The sequence below is a fragment of the Faecalicatena orotica genome (assembly GCF_905197545.1).
Classification (GTDB): domain Bacteria; phylum Bacillota; class Clostridia; order Lachnospirales; family Lachnospiraceae; genus Faecalicatena_A; species Faecalicatena_A orotica.
In genome coordinates, this window is the sequence record NZ_CAJJZH010000005.1 from 121315 (window position 1) to 137681 (window position 16367).

At 46.7% G+C, this 16367-nt stretch carries 13 protein-coding genes; 10 read left to right on the top strand and 3 right to left on the bottom strand.

What is annotated here, in order from left to right; all coding sequences use genetic code 11:
* Positions 1 to 166: 166 nt before the first annotated feature.
* Entirely contained in the window at positions 167 to 853 is a 687-nt protein-coding gene (locus ABIN22_RS12210) for a D-lyxose/D-mannose family sugar isomerase (protein ID WP_346908941.1), read from the bottom strand.
* 287 nt (positions 854 to 1140) lie between these two features.
* Here ABIN22_RS12210 and ABIN22_RS12215 point away from each other — a divergent pair, with 287 nt between their 5' ends.
* The 6 genes from ABIN22_RS12215 to ABIN22_RS12240 all read left to right on the top strand — a co-directional run bounded on the left by ABIN22_RS12215 (position 1141) and on the right by ABIN22_RS12240 (position 7201).
* Positions 1141 to 1785: a TetR/AcrR family transcriptional regulator gene (locus tag ABIN22_RS12215; protein ID WP_346908943.1), complete on the top strand. Its 645-nt coding sequence runs from the start codon at positions 1141 to 1143 to the stop codon at positions 1783 to 1785.
* Between the two features lie 153 nt (positions 1786 to 1938).
* Positions 1939 to 3222 carry an MFS transporter gene (locus ABIN22_RS12220; protein WP_346908945.1) on the top strand — a complete coding sequence of 428 codons (1284 nt, stop codon included), beginning with the start codon at positions 1939 to 1941 and terminating at the stop codon, positions 3220 to 3222.
* Positions 3223 to 3386: 164 nt separating this feature from the next.
* Positions 3387 to 4370, top strand: coding sequence for a diguanylate cyclase domain-containing protein (locus tag ABIN22_RS12225; protein WP_118622266.1), 984 nt, complete (start codon positions 3387 to 3389; stop codon positions 4368 to 4370).
* A 17-nt stretch (positions 4371 to 4387) separates the two neighbouring features.
* Entirely contained in the window at positions 4388 to 4978 is a 591-nt protein-coding gene (locus ABIN22_RS12230) for a hydrolase (RefSeq protein WP_346908948.1), read from the top strand.
* Positions 4979 to 5146: 168 nt separating this feature from the next.
* A complete protein-coding gene (locus ABIN22_RS12235; protein ID WP_109732881.1) occupies positions 5147 to 5953 on the top strand; it encodes a helix-turn-helix domain-containing protein in 807 nt (268 codons plus the stop codon).
* Between the two features lie 114 nt (positions 5954 to 6067).
* A complete protein-coding gene (locus tag ABIN22_RS12240; RefSeq protein WP_346908950.1) occupies positions 6068 to 7201 on the top strand; it encodes an aromatic acid exporter family protein in 1134 nt (377 codons plus the stop codon).
* Here ABIN22_RS12240 and ABIN22_RS12245 read toward each other — a convergent pair.
* Positions 7153 to 7593: a metal-dependent transcriptional regulator gene (locus tag ABIN22_RS12245; protein WP_109732882.1), complete on the bottom strand. Its 441-nt coding sequence runs from the start codon at positions 7591 to 7593 to the stop codon at positions 7153 to 7155. The two genes, ABIN22_RS12240 and ABIN22_RS12245, sit on opposite strands and share 49 nt — an antisense overlap.
* A gap of 158 nt (positions 7594 to 7751) precedes the next feature.
* Between ABIN22_RS12245 and ABIN22_RS12250 the strand changes: the two genes are divergently transcribed.
* Positions 7752 to 7997 (top strand): FeoA family protein, encoded by a 246-nt coding sequence (locus tag ABIN22_RS12250; RefSeq protein ID WP_346908952.1) that lies wholly within the window; start codon positions 7752 to 7754, stop codon positions 7995 to 7997.
* 1 nt (position 7998) lies between these two features.
* Positions 7999 to 10182: a ferrous iron transport protein B gene (gene feoB / locus ABIN22_RS12255; protein WP_346908954.1), complete on the top strand. Its 2184-nt coding sequence runs from the start codon at positions 7999 to 8001 to the stop codon at positions 10180 to 10182.
* A 161-nt stretch (positions 10183 to 10343) separates the two neighbouring features.
* Here feoB and ABIN22_RS12260 read toward each other — a convergent pair whose 3' ends face one another.
* Positions 10344 to 11183: a hypothetical protein gene (locus tag ABIN22_RS12260; protein ID WP_109732885.1), complete on the bottom strand. Its 840-nt coding sequence runs from the start codon at positions 11181 to 11183 to the stop codon at positions 10344 to 10346.
* Between the two features lie 203 nt (positions 11184 to 11386).
* Between ABIN22_RS12260 and ABIN22_RS12265 the strand changes: the two genes are divergently transcribed.
* The gene (locus ABIN22_RS12265; RefSeq protein ID WP_346908956.1) at positions 11387 to 13906 is read left to right on the top strand and encodes an alpha-L-rhamnosidase; all 2520 of its coding nucleotides are present in this window, start codon (positions 11387 to 11389) and stop codon (positions 13904 to 13906) included.
* A 15-nt stretch (positions 13907 to 13921) separates the two neighbouring features.
* Positions 13922 to 16360 carry a glycoside hydrolase family 2 TIM barrel-domain containing protein gene (locus ABIN22_RS12270; protein WP_346908958.1) on the top strand — a complete coding sequence of 813 codons (2439 nt, stop codon included), beginning with the start codon at positions 13922 to 13924 and terminating at the stop codon, positions 16358 to 16360.
* Positions 16361 to 16367: the final 7 nt, after the last annotated feature.

Genomic DNA, 16367 nt, shown 5'->3' on the forward strand with positions numbered 1-16367 from the left:
ATAAGTGTCCTTGAAAAGTAATTCGTTACAACTTTTTTATTTTAATTTTCCAGCTGCATTGAAGTGCTGCCACCTGATGGTGGGCTTCTATGTGGTCCATACATTCAAAGAAAAATAGTAAAAGCCCGCCTGTGCTCCTGATACACAGGCGGGCCTTAAAAACTTCTTAATCCGGATTAGGATATTCGTTACAAAGCAGCCGGTAGGCCTCTTCATCCTCTTCGATCTCCGGGAAACGTCCGATCTCTTTATTATAGAAGAAGTTATCGTTATCGTCATCATTGCACATAGAAACTTCACCCAGAAGCACCGGGCCGCCCGTCTCAGGTACTATAAAATCATGGTACATATACGGTGTGATCGTAATGCTTTGTCCCGGATGCAGGCAGACTTTTGTTCCGGCAGGTACGGATTCTGTCTTCCCATCCGAACATACGACAACATCCGTATCCAGCATTTTTTCATCCGGTGTACCGTTATATACGGTTATGTATACATCGTTGCCGCCCCGGTTGATAATATCCTCCATCTTACTTACATGAAAATGCATGGCCGCTGTCTGGCCTTCGTATAACATCAGGAGCTTTTCGGCATATGTTTTTTTATATTTCTCAGGCATCTTCAGGTTGCCGTTTCGGATTGTGAATAGTGAGAAGCCGATCTCGTCAAATCTGCCAAGACCAAAGTCTGTAATATCCCACCCTAATTTATTGTCGCGGATCTCATCATATTCATGGCCGGTGCTGTGCCAGTCTTCAGGCGTCCAGCAGGCAAAGGGCGGCATTTCAAATCCATGCGCTTTTATCAGGCTTTCCATGTCCTTGATGACCTGGTTGATTCGGGAACGTTTCATACGGGTAATCCTCCTTGATTTACATTTTGTATTCAGACAATATCATTTCGGTTTGTCGGCCTGCATAGCTCTTATAATAATTGAAAGGTCCTTCCCTTCCGGCCGCTTGCAGATGCTTTTCTCATTTTATCATATTATACAGTTTTTATGTCACTGGAAATGCTAATTTCATTAATTCCAAAAGCCGGGGTCTGACATAAGTTACATACACAATGTATTTATTACTTGACAAGGCCGGAACCATCTGTTAAGTTAAACATACAAACTGTATGTAAAGAGGTGATAATATGCCGAGAAATAAATACCCGGAAGAGACGGTTCAGAAGATTCTGGAGGTTTCTATGAAGCTGTTTATGGAAAAAGGCTATGAGAATACGACCGTGCTTGATATCGTAGACAACTTGGGAGGGTTGACGCGTGGGGCTTTCTACCATCATTTCAAGTCAAAGGAGGAAGTGATTGATGCCCTGACGGATCAGATGTTTCGTGAAAACAATCCATTTGAGAAGGTGAAACAACAAAAGGAGCTGAACGGGCTTCAGAAACTGCAGCAGATCATAAAGGACACTACGGTGGAGACGGATTATCGTAAATTGAGCGGGCAGGCCGTCTCTCTGTTGGAAAATCCGAAGTTTTTAGCCGAGTTTATCGAGAGTAACCGGGATGTGCTTGTTCCGGCGTATCAGGAACTGATCGAGGAAGGCATCCGGGATGGGTCTGTGAAGTGCAGGCATCCGAAGCAGATTGCTGAATTATTTACTTTTCTGACCAATTTCTGGATGGTGCCGACCATATTTCCTTTTACCAAGGAAGAAGGGCTTGCAAGGTTGGAGATGGTAAAAGATTTGAGTGCCTTTCTGGGGGTCCCGCTCTTGGATGATGAAACTTTTGCCCGGCTGGAGACAGTTCTTGAGACTGCAGGGGAAGAGTGATAAGGAGTCCTGCGGTCAGGAACCGCATTGCAGCGTAAGAATTATATGCTGCAGTGCGTCCTCCTCGGCATCGTGAATATTCAAACAAGCCAGGCAATATTTTTTTAACTAAATACATACATACAACATGTATAAATAATAGGAGGAAATTTTATGAGTCAAATGAAAGCAAATACAGAGGGAAAATTATTCAGCAGAAATTTTACCCTTCTGGTCTTTGGGCAGGTAAGTTCTCTGTTCGCCAATACGATCCTCAGGTTTGCGTTATCCATGTATATACTTGATCTGACGGGTTCTGCGTCTATATTTGCAGGGCTTCTGGCGGTCTCCATGATTCCTACGGTGATACTGTCCCCGTTTGGCGGTGTTCTGGCCGACCGGGCCAACCGGAGAAACATTATGGTGGGACTTGATTTTCTGTCAGGGGTAATCGCTGTGTTTACGATGCTTACGATTCGCGAATCCAATGCTGTTATCATTGTAGGAACGGCGCTGACTGCATACTCCATACTTGCGGCATTCGAATCCCCGACTGTGCAGGCCGCGGTGCCACAAATGCAGACAGGGGACAACATCATCAAGGCGAATGCGGTTGTCAACCAGGTGGCGGCACTGGCTGCGCTGATCGCCCCGTTTATCGGGAGCGCATGCTATACTGCTTTCGGTGTAAAAACAGTTCTTGCTGTCAGTGTCCTTGGATTTTTCCTGACTGCATTCCTGGAAATTTTTATCAGACTCCCGTTTACAAAAGAAACTCTTCATGAGAGCTGGATACGTGTAATAAGAAATGATTTCAAAATCAGTTTCAGCTTTATTACAAGAGAAAGGCCCGAGATCATGAAGATCCTCCTTGCAGCATCGGCAATCAGTTTTTTCATCATGGGAACGGTAAACGTAGGCATGCCCTTTATGATACGGACGATTCTGGGACTGAATGCGGAATATGCGGGGGCGGCGGAAAGCGTTTGCGGTCTTACAGCTATTTTAGGGAGTGTCATTGTAGGAGTCGCCGCAGGCCGGCTGAAGGCTGATAAGATGTATCAATACCCTTTGGCAGTGGGGATATGTATGATTCCAATGGGAATGGGGTTTTTGCTTGATAATGAAAAAATGATTTACCTGATTATTTTACTCTCAATTGCAGTTATGCAGGTACTGGTCAGCATTTTTTCCATTTATTGCGTATCACTGATTCAGCAGAGGACACCGAATGAACTTCTGGGGAAGGTGATGGCATATGTTGCAACAGTGACCTTGTGTGCACAGCCGCTTGGGCAGGTTATATATGGCGTACTCTTTGATGCATTCAGAAATAATGTGATGTGGATTATGGTCGGATCGGCTGTATGTATCATTCTGCTAAGTGTAGCTGCCAGACCGGCCTTTTTGGGGATAAAAGATCTGGAACAGGGGGAGGGAAACCTGAATATGGAATAATGCGAAGGCATCGGAGTATTCGGTTCAAAGGGGTCAGACCCTTTTGCGGACCGTTTTCAGAATTTTCTGAAATTAAGGCTGGAAATGCAGGCAGAAATAAAGTCGACAATGCAGGCGTTTTTATGTTATGATGATTTCAGAATTTTAGGACACGGGAGGCGGATATGAAGGATTCGATATGCAGGGAAGCCAGCCTTTTGACTGGACGTGTGATGGAGAGTTATATATCGGGCGATCCGGTAAAGATTGAAAGCATGATTCCGTATTTTTCTCCTGATATCATTGTGATTGGAACAGGAAAGCATGAGTTTTATCATAATCTTGAATCACTTTTACAATGGCTGGAGAAGGATCAGGAAGAAGCCAGCGGGATTGAGTTTACGATCAAGAGGCAATGGTTTGAGGCGAAGCAGATTACGGAAGATGCATGTGTGGTATATGGGGAGTTTGAGGCCTGTGAGACGAATACTGAGGGAAAACAGGTGATCATCAATATGGATACGAGAATTACGGCATCGGTGCACAGAGAAGCCGATGGGAAACTGATGATTGACAGTATTCACCAGTCTGTGCCATATATTTACCAGCAGGAGGGGGAATATTACCCGAAGACGTTTGCTAATCTTGCAGAAAAGGCTCTGAAGAGAAGCGCTGTTCTGGAGAAGAGCATCCAGCTGGATTCGATGACCGGGCTGTATAACCGGCAGTATACAGAACTGCATATTAACAGGCTGCTGACAGAAGATAAAGCTGGAGGACTGATGTTTGTGATTGACCTGGATGATTTCAAGCATGTGAATGACTGCTTTGGACATCTTGCGGGGGATGAATTACTCAAGAAAGCATCCCGCATACTGGCAGACAATGTAAAGTCCCCGGAAATTGCGGGAAGGGTCGGCGGTGACGAGTTTATGATTTTTCTTCCGGGAGAAAGGACGAAGGAAGAGGGAGAAAAATTCGCGGAAAGATTGATAAGCCAGATCAGTGAGGTGCTTGGTGAGGTACAATTCGAACAAAGCTGTTCGATCGGGATTGCCTGTGCGAAAGCCCGGCAGGCAGACTTTGAAGATCTTTATTATAAGGCAGACCGGGCCCTGTACATGGCGAAAGCCTCCGGTAAAGCTAAATACTGCTGGTATCATGATTAAGAAAGGTGGAAGAGAAAATGAAAAGTAAAATCACAAGGGAAGATGCATTAGAGTTGCTTAAGAAATATAATAAAGAACCGTTTCATATTCAGCATGCACTGACGGTAGAAGGTGTAATGCGCTGGTATGCAAATGAACTTGGTTTTGCGGACGAAGATGAGTATTGGGCAATTACCGGGCTTCTCCACGATATTGATTTTGAACTTTATCCGGAAGAGCATTGCCAAAAGGCACCGGAACTGCTGAGAGAAGGCGGTGTGGGGGAGGATATGATCCGTTCCATTTGTTCACACGGGTATGGGATCTGCAGTGATATCGAACCGGAGCATGAGATGGAGAAGGTATTGTTTGCCGCGGATGAGCTGACAGGGCTGATCGGTGCAGCTGCCCTGATGCGTCCTTCAAAAAGCGTAATGGATATGGAAGTATCCAGTATAAAGAAAAAATTTAAAGATAAAAGATTTGCCGCCGGATGTTCCAGAAATGTGATCCGAGAGGGTGCCCTGAAGCTTGGATGGGAAATGAACGATCTGTTTGAAAAGACCATTCTGGCGATGCGCTCCTGTGAAGAAAGTATCAGCAAAGCGATGGAAGAATATAGTGCTTAAACCGCGGTTCTGCGGCCCTGCAACCTCTGGTTGACAAATTGCAATGCAGCATGTTCTTGTCAGATTTAGCAGGATGGTTTAGGGTATGTTTAATGATTCATTGCATTGGTGCACATGAACATCAGACATACCCTTTCATTCATTTAAAGAGGAGATCAGGAGGCGGACATGAGATTTGATGAAAAACTAATTACATTGAGAAAGCAGCGGGGGATGTCCCAGGAACAGCTTGCGGACCGGCTTGGAGTCACAAGACAGTCCGTGAGTAAATGGGAATCAGGACTGGCATTGCCGGAGTTGATGAAAATAATCACCCTGTCGGAGATATTTGATGTAAGTGTGGACTATCTGGTAAAGGATTATATTGAGAATGAGACAGAAAGAGATGATTCCGGTGACGGGGATTCAGACAGGAAGAATGGTTATGATGCTGCAAGACTTGAGGAAACAGTGGATGAAATCCGAAGCTATATGAGAGGATACGAGTTTACAAGCAAGACGAAGATTGCCGGGATTCCGCTCGTTTCTATAAGGCTTTCGCGCAGATTAGGGAAAGGCTCAGTCGCGAAAGGGATAATCGCAATCGGTAATGTTTCTGTAGGGGTGATTAGCATAGGAATCTTATCCACAGGCATATTTTCGTTTGGCTGTCTGGCACTGGGAGCGCTTGCACTTGGTGTTATTTCGGTGGGAATTGCGGCTCTGGGGGTCGTGGCATTCGGATTACTGGCATTTGGAACCGCGGCAGTCGGAGTCTATGCAGGTGGTGTTGCGGTTTACGGAAGCCAGATTGCGGTAGGTGTTGCGGCAGGAGGAAAGACGGTCATCGGGGAGAGCACCCGCGGAATTCATGAGCTGACGTACTATGACGGAATTGCAGAAACCACGATACGGAGATTCCTTTTGGAACATCATCCCGGATTATGGAAACCGCTGCTGGACTTTTTTACTATGATCGGAATGAATATAAAATGAAAAGACGCTGCAGAACGGAGCCAGTCCCTCAGTCTGCAGCGTTTTTCATTACCACTGGTGGGTGTCCTGAATGGAGACTGCGATACGTCAGGATAGTCTGAAAGAAAAGAGGATATGATATGGAAAGAAGGGATGGCGGATATGGAAAATTTAAAGTCGAAGATGAAAAGAATACAAAAAAGAGACAAAATGCCGGCTGCGGATACAATCGTACAGGCAGTCAGGATTGCGGCGGGAAGCGGCGCGGCGATGTTTGCGGCATCGGCGCTCCATCTGGAATTTGCGGCGTCGGCCGGGATGGTAACATTGCTCACAATTCTTACGACGAAATGGGAAACACTGAAGCTTTCGGCCGCGCGTATTATCACGTTTTTCATGGCGGTTCTCCTATGCTGGATAATATTTACGCAGGTTAAGAATGAGGGGGCCGCATTCGGAGTGTTCGTATTTTTCCTGATTCTTGCAAGTGAATGGATTGGCTGGAGAGTGACCGCGTCCGTAAATGCCGTGATCGGGACCCATTTTCTGGCTGTACGTGACTTCAGTTTCTCTTTTATTATGAATGAGTTTCTGATCATACTGCTGGGGATTACCATAGCTGTCATCGTAAACTTGTTTCAAAATAATAATTTACAAAGAAATAAAATAATTGCAAATATGCGATATACAGAAGGTGCCTTCCAGAATATATTGAATGAACTGTCCTGGTACCTCCTGCATTCGGAGAAACGGGAAGGTCAGAAGGAGGGGACAGGCGCGGATGCCGTATGGGAAAAACTGGAACTGCTGACAAAAGATCTGGATGATTTTATCCAGCAGGCCCGGGTATATTATAATAATACTTTTCAGCCCCATACGAGTTATTACGGCCGTTACTTTGAGATGCGGGAAAAGCAGTGTGAAGCTCTTCATAATCTGCATTATGAAATGGAAAAGATTAAGCAGGTGCCCAGACAGGCAGCCGTGATCGCGGAGTATATCCACTATCTGTCCCGGCATGTGACCGAGATGAATGACCCTGAAAATCAGTTGAAAAGGCTGGAACAGCTGTCAAATGATATGAAAAAAGAGGAACTTCCGAAGACCCGGGAAGAATTTGAAGGCCGTGCGGTGCTCTATCATATCTTGATGGATCTGGAAGATTTCCTGAATTATAAGCGGCAGTTTGTGGAGCGCATTGATGACACACAGTTTCAAATTTACTGGAAAAAAGAGGTCGAAGATTTCAGTTCTCCCAGTAACATCTGAAGATTATGCACGGTCCTGCGGTCTATGTAGTGCTCAATTTTCTCAACCTGTTCCAATTCATTATCAGAATGATTTAGCAGACAGAGAAACTCATGCAGGACATCGTGACGGTAAAGTAAATAATTTCCTGCATCAAGTCCTTTCTCCGTGGCAGTCAGATAACCATATTTCTGAAAGGAAATATACCCTCTGTCCTTTAAGGCGGTTACCATCTTAGAGGCCGAGGAGGGCTTGACGTGTAGATTTTCAGATAAGGACTGTATCCTTACCACATCGTTTAATTTCAGCATCCGGCATATCATTTCCAGATAATCTTCCATAGAAGCAGTTAAATCATCTGTACTGTGAAGTTCATATCCTTTTTGCGTATAAAAATCATTTCTATTGTCCATTAAAATATTTCTCCCATTCATCATTAATCTACGTTTGTAATTCCATATTTAATTATGAATTTCTCAGAGATTAGTAACACAATGAGAATCATTTAATATTATAGAATCAGGAAAGAAAGTTTCCTTCTCCTAAATTCTATGTTAAGGCGGTGGCGCTTATGAAAATGGAATTCTGTTTAAATGATATACATCCGGGACAGAAGGCAGTCATCAGAGAACTAAAGGCTGACGGGAGTATCCACAGGCGGCTTCTGGATATCGGCCTGGTGAAAGGGACAAAAGTGGAATGTGTGGGCAGAAGCCCTGGCGGGGACCCCTGTGCATTCTTGATCCGCGGTGCGGTGATCGCAATCCGTTCAGAAGACTGCGGGAATATTATGATTCAGCTGCCGGAAGGAGTATAGTATGGACAGAGAACGTGTTGTTGCGATTGCGGGCAACCCGAATGTAGGGAAAAGTACGGTTTTTAATAATCTGACGAACCTGCACCAGCATACAGGAAACTGGCCGGGAAAAACGGTTGTGAACGCAACGGGGTACTGCAGTACCGAAAAATTTTCTTACAAAATGGTGGATATACCGGGCACTTATTCTCTCATGGCACACTCTGCGGAGGAGGAAGTCGCCCGGGACTTTATCTGTTTTGGTGACGCAGATGCGGTTGTCGTAGTGTGCGATGCAACGTGTCTGGAAAGGAATCTGAATCTCGTACTCCAGACTATGGAGATTACAGGCAGTGTCATCGTATGTGTGAACTTGCTGGATGAAGCAGCAAAAAAGGGGATTCATATTGATCTGGATGCCCTCTCAAAGGAACTGGGGGTTCCCGTCATCGGCATGGTCGCCCGTGACGGGAAGGGAATTGATGAACTTTTAGATACACTGGACGATATGATGGACAGTGAAAGGATTACCGTGAAGGCTGTAGCTGTCTGCTACGCAGACGACGGACGCAGGATGTATGATTCTGACGGGAGATACCGGATATGCTATCCGGATGCGGTTGAGCAGGCAATTGCCATACTGGAACCTGCGGCAGAGGCGGTGCTGGAAGAGACTGCGCTTCAATATGAGAAATGCAGGATAGGGCAGAGGAAACTGAAAGGCCCGGGACCCAGATGGCTTGCACTAAAACTTCTGGATTATGACAGTGCTCTGGATGAAGGGGTGCGTACATACCTTCAGAAGGACATCTGTCAGGAACTGCCTGTCAGAGAGGCGCTGCCCCGTGCAGAGAAGCTTCTGGCACAGGCTGGTCTGGACCAGAAACGGCTGGAGGAAGAGATCGTCTCTTCCGTAATGGCCACGGCCGAAGAAATCAGCCGGGCAGCTGTAGCAAATGAAAAAGAACGGTCTGACTTAAAAGACAGAAAGATCGATCATATACTGACGGGAAAATGGCTTGGATATCCGATTATGGCGGTTCTTCTGATGGTGATCCTGTGGCTTACCATAACCGGGGCAAACTATCCGTCACAGATGTTGTCAAAAGCACTGTTCTGGGTGCAGGACCGGCTGACAGAGTTTTTCCGCTATATGGGGGCGCCGGTCTGGCTGCATGGGATGCTTGTGCTGGGAGTATACAGAGTGCTGGCGTGGGTCGTTTCAGTCATGCTGCCGCCGATGGCAATATTTTTCCCATTATTTACCCTGCTTGAGGATGTGGGGTATCTGCCGAGGATTGCATATAATCTGGATAAACCGTTTAAAAAATGCTGTGCCTGCGGGAAACAGGCATTAACACTCTGCATGGGATTCGGGTGCAACGCTGCGGGAGTCACCGGATGCCGGATTATAGACTCCCCGAGAGAACGTCTGATCGCCATTCTGACCAACAGCCTTGTGCCGTGCAACGGGAGATTTCCGACCCTGATTGCGATCATTACGATGTTCTTCATAGGAACGTCAAAAGGGGCAGGTACTTCACTGCTATCCGCCCTTTTACTGACTTTATTTATCATGCTTGGGGTCGGTATGACATTTTTCGTGTCGTGGCTTCTCTCGAGAACAATCTTAAAAGGAGTGCCGTCCTCCTTTACACTGGAACTTCCGCCATACCGCAGACCACAGTTCGGGAAGGTCATCGTCAGGTCTATTTTCGACAGAACCCTGTTCGTACTGGGGCGTGCGGTAATGGTGGCAGCTCCAGCCGGTCTATTCATCTGGGCCGCCGCAAATATTTTTGTCGGTGACCAGAGTCTTCTGAATTACTGTGCTGCCATGCTGGACCCGTTTGCCAGACTGTTCGGGCTGGACGGTGTGATTCTGATTGCCTTCATTCTTGGACTTCCGGCCAATGAAATCGTTGTTCCGATTATCATCATGGCTTATATGGCACAGGGGAGTATTCTGGAAATGGATAGCCTGACAGAGATGAGAAATTTGTTTGTCAGCCACGGGTGGACCTGGGTCACGGCAGTCTGCACGATGCTGTTTTCACTCATGCACTGGCCGTGTTCTACGACACTGCTGACCATAAAGAAAGAGACCGGAAGCTGGAAATGGACATTTACTGCACTGGTAATCCCCACACTGGCGGGCATGGTCCTGTGCTTTATCGTGGCACAGACGGCGTATCTGTTTATGTAAAGCGTCTCTATTCACGGCCAGAGGCTATGCATAGTAACAGAAAAGCCGCTAATGTCAGGCAGCACTGAATCGTTGCCCCGGGAATAAAAAAGCTATACAGGACAAAGCAGCCCTGTATAGCTTTTAAATATACGTGCCGCATTGATGCAGCGCGAACTCATCTATAAAGTCTGATATTCTAAAGGAACTTCAATCTTGTCACAGTCATTTCCTGACTTTATATAACCTGTTACAATCTCCTTTGACGGGACATTTTTTTCAGCACAGATCCCCTGATTGGCAGCGGCAAGGGTGTAATATGTAAATGTCGTGTCCAGCGTGTTGTCATATTCCATCTTGAGCAGACGAGAGTCTTCTTTGGAAAACCAGAAGGTCCATTCCTTTTCTTTCATATTCATATAATTATCGTGAGCAGCCTTTAGTTCCTCCTGATAAACGTCAGAGACAACAGCCTGTGCATATAGTTTTGAGAAATCACTGGAGTTCTGGATGCGGGGGAAATCACGGTCCGTCACAAGAACTTTGACGGCGTCGGTCCCGTCGACTGTCTCATTTCCCAGAATTTTGGCTTCTGCTTTATCCGAGAGGATTATATACATAGAGTTAAAAGCATTGTTTATGAAGTCTGTGTTGATTTCTGTTTTGTAAAAAGTCTCCTGTGTGTCATATTTGTAAATGTCATAACCTTTCCCGTCTTTGAGCATCATGTAGTCACGGGTATATAAATGATAATTGCCGGGTCCTTTTTGTACACAGTTCATATACACGATGTCATTATTGGAGTCTGAAATCAGGATCTGCGTCTTTTCATAGGTACCGGCTGCTGTTTCTGTGATGATGGTTTTACTGAACTGTTTTACCCTGTCCTGATTATAAGTGTGGATGGAGTTGAATACCCATTCGGTATCCTCCTCCTGCTTTGGAGCCTTTGCACAGGCGGCAGAAAACAGGGTGACAAATATGCATAAAACAGCGAGGGACATTTTGTGGGATTTCATCATGGGTATGGCCTCCTTCCATCAATACTTGTTTCTCTTCTTCTTTAATTTTATTATATCATGTTAAAAGAAATCCGATGCATAAAAGTGCTCTTGTATCGATCATCTTATAAAATGTCGGATTTCCATAAATTTATGAAGTGGTATTTCAGGAAAAACACTTTTAAAATAAGGGTAGCAGAAAGAAAAGGAAGAGGATGTGCAATATGAAGTTGACACAGTTGAGGGTGAACCATATAGAAACACCGGCAGGGTTTAATATTACACCGGTAAGCCTTTCGTGGAAGGTGGAAGACGCGGGTAACGCTAAGTTCCAAAAGACGGCAAGGATAATAGTAAAAAGGAAGGATGTGACTGTCTTTGACAGCGGGGAAGATTCGAAAGCAGATAGTCTGGATTACCGGGCAGATATAGAACTTTTACCGCGTACAAGATATGAGTGGTCAGTCTGTGTGACGGCGGATAACGGAGAAACGGCATATGCGGAAAGCTGGTTTGAGACTGGAAAGATGACTGAGGGGTGGCAGGGAAAATGGATCACTCCTGAACTGGATCAATCTGTACAGCCTGTTCTTTCGAAGAAATTTACGATAAACAAAAGTGTAACAGGAGCCAGAATGTATGTCTGCGGCCTCGGGGTGTATGAGTTGTATCTGAATGGGGAAAAGGCCGGGAACGAATTCCTTGCCCCTGGCTATCATTCGTATGATTTTCACCTTCAGGTTCAAACCTACGATGTAACGGATTATCTGAAGGAAGGGGAAAATGAAATTCAAATCTGGCTTGGCGATGGATGGTATAAAGGCAGGCTTGGATTTGACGGCGGCTATGTGAATTTGTATGGTGACAGGTGCTGTGCAACAGCGGAACTTCATATTGGGCATGAGGATGGCCCAAATACACTGGTCTGTACGGATGAGAGCTGGAGGAGCAAGGTATCACCGGTTACATTCAGCAATATTTATGATGGGGAAATATACGACGCCCGGTTAGAGGATGCACAAAACTGGGGCCCCGTAAGACTGTATGAACCTGAAAAATGCGGAGCGCTGACGGACCGGTTCAGTCTTCCCATTGTAAAAAAGGAGAAGCTTTCTGTCTGTCAGGTTATCAGGACGCCAAAAGAAGAACTCGTGTTGGATTTTGGACAAAATCTGACAGGCTGGGTTGAATTTGACTGTGAATTGCCGGAAGGTGCAAGGATCAGGCTGACGGCATCCGAAATTTTGCAGGACGGGTGCTTTTACCATGACAATCTGAGGACGGCAAAGACGGAATTCACATACATTTCAAACGGAAAAAGAGCCCATGTGAGGCCTCATTTTACATTTTATGGATTCCGTTATATGAAAGTGGAATGTTCGTTTGACATAGAACCAGAAAACTTTATGGCATACCACATAAGAAGTGATTTTGACCAGACGGGCTGGATTGAAACGGGAAACGAAAAAGTGAACCGGCTGTTTTTAAATGCACTTTGGAGCCAGAAGGATAACTTTCTGGATGTTCCTACAGACTGCCCGCAGAGGGATGAGCGCCTCGGCTGGACCGGAGATGCACAGGTATTTTCGGAAACCGCATGCTGCAACATGTATATGCCTGCGTTTTACAGAAAATATCTTTGGGATATGAGGGCGGAGCAGAGTATTTTAGGCGGCTCGGTCCCGAACGTTGTGCCGAGGCTGAAACAGGGGATGGTCGCGGAGCACGGATCCTGTCCGTGGGCGGACGCGGGGGTCATAATTCCGTGGAACGTGTATCTTTATTATGGAAGCAAAACACTGCTGGAAGAATGTTATCCGGGCATGAAGGCATGGGTGGAATGTGAGAGAAGGCGGGAAGAAGCACTGGGCGGACCCTATCTTGTAAAAGACGGGTTCCACTTTGCGGACTGGCTGGCACTGGACAATGAGCAGCCGGGGCCATTCGGGGCGACAGACCCATTGTATATAGCGAGTGCTTATTATTACAGGTGTACGAAAATAGTTTCCCAGGCGGCGGAAATACTGACAGGCAGGAATTATCAAAAAGATGCGGAGGAATACGGCAGACTGGCGGATGAGATTTTAAGGGCGGTGCAGGATACTTATTTTGAAGAGGATGGCACGTGCAAATGCAGGACACAGACGGGAGCGGCAATCGCGGCAGAATTTGGCCTTATGCCGGGTAAGCAGAAGAAAGAAGGCAGGGAACTGGAAAAAAGAGTCCGGGAGAATCAGGGGCATTTGAATACCGGGTTCGTGGGGACCACGCTTCTGTGTCCCGCGCTGACCCATACGGGACACCATAAGACAGCGGTTGACCTGCTGCTGAATGAAGAGTTTCCCGGATGGCTTTACTGTGTGAATCTCGGGGCGACCACGATCTGGGAGAGGTGGGACTCGGTACTTGCAGATGGCAGGATAAGCGAAGAGGGGATGAACAGTCTGAACCATTACAGCTATGGAAGTATTGTGGGGTGGATGTACCGTGACCTTTGCGGAATCCGTCCTGTAAAACCGGGATTCAGGAGGGCCGCGTTTGAGCCGCATCCAGATAAGCGGTTGGGATACGCCGAGTGTAAAATGGATACCGCGTCGGGGACTTACAGATGCAGGTGGGACTGTCTGGATGACGGGACGGCGGCATATGAAGTTCAGGTGCCGTTTCATGCCGGAGCCGTAATCAAGTTTCCGGACGGGGAAACTCACGAACTGGCCCCAGGTTTATATAGATTTATAAGATAGAGAAGAGGAGAAAAAATGTTTGAACAAAAATTTAATGATAACTGGAAATTCTGGGTGGATAAGGACTCGTTTGCCCTGGTGTGGAACATACCTGATATTGCGTCAGATGTGACACTGCCGCACGATGCAATGATTGAGAAGCCCGCACATGCGGAAAGCGAAAATGGAGGCAATACCGGATACCGGGACGGTGATATTTATACCTATGTTAACTTGTTTCAGGCTCCGGCAGAGTATAAAGATAAGGTGGTTATGCTGAAATTTGAAGGTGTTTATATGAACGCCTTTGTCTATGTGAACGGGCAGCTTGCAGGAAAGAACCCGTTCGGGTATACGACATTTTATGTGGCTCTTAACGACTACCTGAGATTTGGTGAGGAAAATGAAATCCGTGTCCAGGTCAGGAACGGCGCGATGACAAACAGCCGCTGGTATTCCGGGGGCGGCATCTACCGTGATGTATATCTGCTGGTATCCGGCCTTGTACATATTGTACCGGAAGGGGTGCAGATTAAAACAGAATCGGCGGACAGGGAATACGCAGTACTGCATATAAATACGGAGCTGCAAAACAACTGTCATGGGGCATCAGAACTGACATTGGAAACGGTGGTCAGGGACGCAAAAGGGCACGTTGTATCGAGTGAGGTGACACCTGTTGTGCTCTTTTCTCAGGAAACCCGGACGGTATCACAGCGGGTGACCGTGGAGGCGCCAGAGCTCTGGTCAGAGGATCATCCTGCACTGTATACCTGTACGACACGACTTCTTAACCAAGAGGGTGTACTGGATGAAAGCAAGGAACAATTCGGGATCAGGACGCTTCAGCTGGATGCAAAAAGAGGGCTGCGCGTAAACGGAAAAACAGTAAAATTAAGGGGGGCGTGTATCCACCATGACAGCGGGCTGCTGGGAACTGCCACGTATGAACCTGTGCAGTTCCGTGAGATCAGGAAGCTGAAAGAAGCAGGATTTAACGCGGTCCGCATGTCCCATCACCCGATGGCCCCGGCCATGCTCCGGGCATGCGACGCTCTCGGGATGTATGTCATGGATGAGACTTTTGACATGTGGAACCGGTGCAAGTCCAATTATGATTACGGTCTGTATTTTCAGGAATGGTGGGAAAGCGATGTGACGGCTATGGTAAGAAAAGATTATAATCATCCGTCCGTCATCCTGTATTCTGTCGGCAACGAGATTCCCGAGATCGGAACGGATCATGGGGCAAAAATATGCAGTGACCTGAGCGGGAAAATAAAAGAGCTGGATGATACGAGATACACACTGGCATCGATCAATGGTGTGTTTGCAGCCGGAGACCAGGTGGACAGGATTGTGTCTGATGTTGTATCTGATCTGAGCCGGGAAGGAAAAATCGACGGAAATGTGAATGATTTCATGACACTGATGGATGGGCATCTGGATGAAATCGTGGTTCATGAGGCGATCACAGAGCGGTTGGAAAAGGCATGTGCAGGCGTGGATATTGCAGGCTATAATTATATGACAGCCAGATATGAGATAGATGGGGAGAAATATCCAAACCGTGTGATTGTGGGAAGTGAGACATACCCACCTGAAATTGCAAGAAACTGGAATCTGGTTGAGAAGCATAACCATGTTATTGGTGATTTCACATGGACCGGCTGGGACTATATTGGCGAAGCAGGTGTTGGTGTCCCTGCCTATCAATGGGGAGAAGGCGGATTCGGTGCCGGATTCCCGTGCCAGCTTGCGTATCCGGGAGATCTGGATATTACGGGTTACAGGAGGCCCGCATCTTACTTTCGTGAAGTTGTCTTTGGATTGAGAAAAGATCCTTATATTGCAGTGCAGGACCCGAACCGGTATGGACAGAAGCTGATCAAAACACCGTGGGTCATAAGTGACACGGTATCAAGCTGGACATGGAGAGGCTGTGAGGGACAGCCTGCTATAGTGGAGGTATATTCACCGGGAACCGAAACAGAATTGCTGGTCAACGGAAAGTCCTGCGGCAGAAAGACGGCGGGAAAGAAAGCTGGATTCAGGACACTTTTTGAGACCATTTATGAGCCGGGCACGGTAACCGCGGTTTCCTATGATGAGAACGGGAATGAACTGGGAAGAATGGAGCTTCATACTGCGGCAGAGGAGTACAGGATTGTAATGGCGGCCGAACCGGAGATGAAGGAGGATTTCTTCTATATCGACGTGCTGCTTAAGGACAGTACGGGGAATCTGGTAACAGACCGGGATATCCGGTTGAACCTGCATGTAGAGGGCTGCGCGGTGGCGGCGGGCTTCGGCAGTGGGAATCCGAAGCCGTCATATAATTTTAACGAAGGTGTAACAGAAACATTTCATGGACGGGCCCAGATTATTCTTATGAGGACAGGTCCCGGTGAGATAAATGTCCAAGTCAGTTCAGAAGACGGAAAGCATGCAAAACTAAACCTGATGCCAGAATAGGAGTGCT

What these genes read in the sequence shown, in the direction of transcription:
- feoB (WP_346908954.1), top strand. Translation starts at nt 7,999, where the DNA reads ATGGACAGAGAACGTGTTGTTGCGATTGCGGGCAACCCGAATGTAGGG.
- ABIN22_RS12225 (WP_118622266.1), top strand. Translation starts at nt 3,387, where the DNA reads ATGAAGGATTCGATATGCAGGGAAGCCAGCCTTTTGACTGGACGTGTG.
- ABIN22_RS12210 (WP_346908941.1), bottom strand. Translation starts at nt 853, where the DNA reads ATGAAACGTTCCCGAATCAACCAGGTCATCAAGGACATGGAAAGCCTG.
- ABIN22_RS12265 (WP_346908956.1), top strand. Translation starts at nt 11,387, where the DNA reads ATGAAGTTGACACAGTTGAGGGTGAACCATATAGAAACACCGGCAGGG.
- ABIN22_RS12270 (WP_346908958.1), top strand. Translation starts at nt 13,922, where the DNA reads ATGTTTGAACAAAAATTTAATGATAACTGGAAATTCTGGGTGGATAAG.
- ABIN22_RS12220 (WP_346908945.1), top strand. Translation starts at nt 1,939, where the DNA reads ATGAGTCAAATGAAAGCAAATACAGAGGGAAAATTATTCAGCAGAAAT.
- ABIN22_RS12250 (WP_346908952.1), top strand. Translation starts at nt 7,752, where the DNA reads ATGAAAATGGAATTCTGTTTAAATGATATACATCCGGGACAGAAGGCA.
- ABIN22_RS12230 (WP_346908948.1), top strand. Translation starts at nt 4,388, where the DNA reads ATGAAAAGTAAAATCACAAGGGAAGATGCATTAGAGTTGCTTAAGAAA.
- ABIN22_RS12235 (WP_109732881.1), top strand. Translation starts at nt 5,147, where the DNA reads ATGAGATTTGATGAAAAACTAATTACATTGAGAAAGCAGCGGGGGATG.
- ABIN22_RS12240 (WP_346908950.1), top strand. Translation starts at nt 6,068, where the DNA reads ATGATATGGAAAGAAGGGATGGCGGATATGGAAAATTTAAAGTCGAAG.
- ABIN22_RS12245 (WP_109732882.1), bottom strand. Translation starts at nt 7,593, where the DNA reads ATGGACAATAGAAATGATTTTTATACGCAAAAAGGATATGAACTTCAC.
- ABIN22_RS12260 (WP_109732885.1), bottom strand. Translation starts at nt 11,183, where the DNA reads ATGATGAAATCCCACAAAATGTCCCTCGCTGTTTTATGCATATTTGTC.
- ABIN22_RS12215 (WP_346908943.1), top strand. Translation starts at nt 1,141, where the DNA reads ATGCCGAGAAATAAATACCCGGAAGAGACGGTTCAGAAGATTCTGGAG.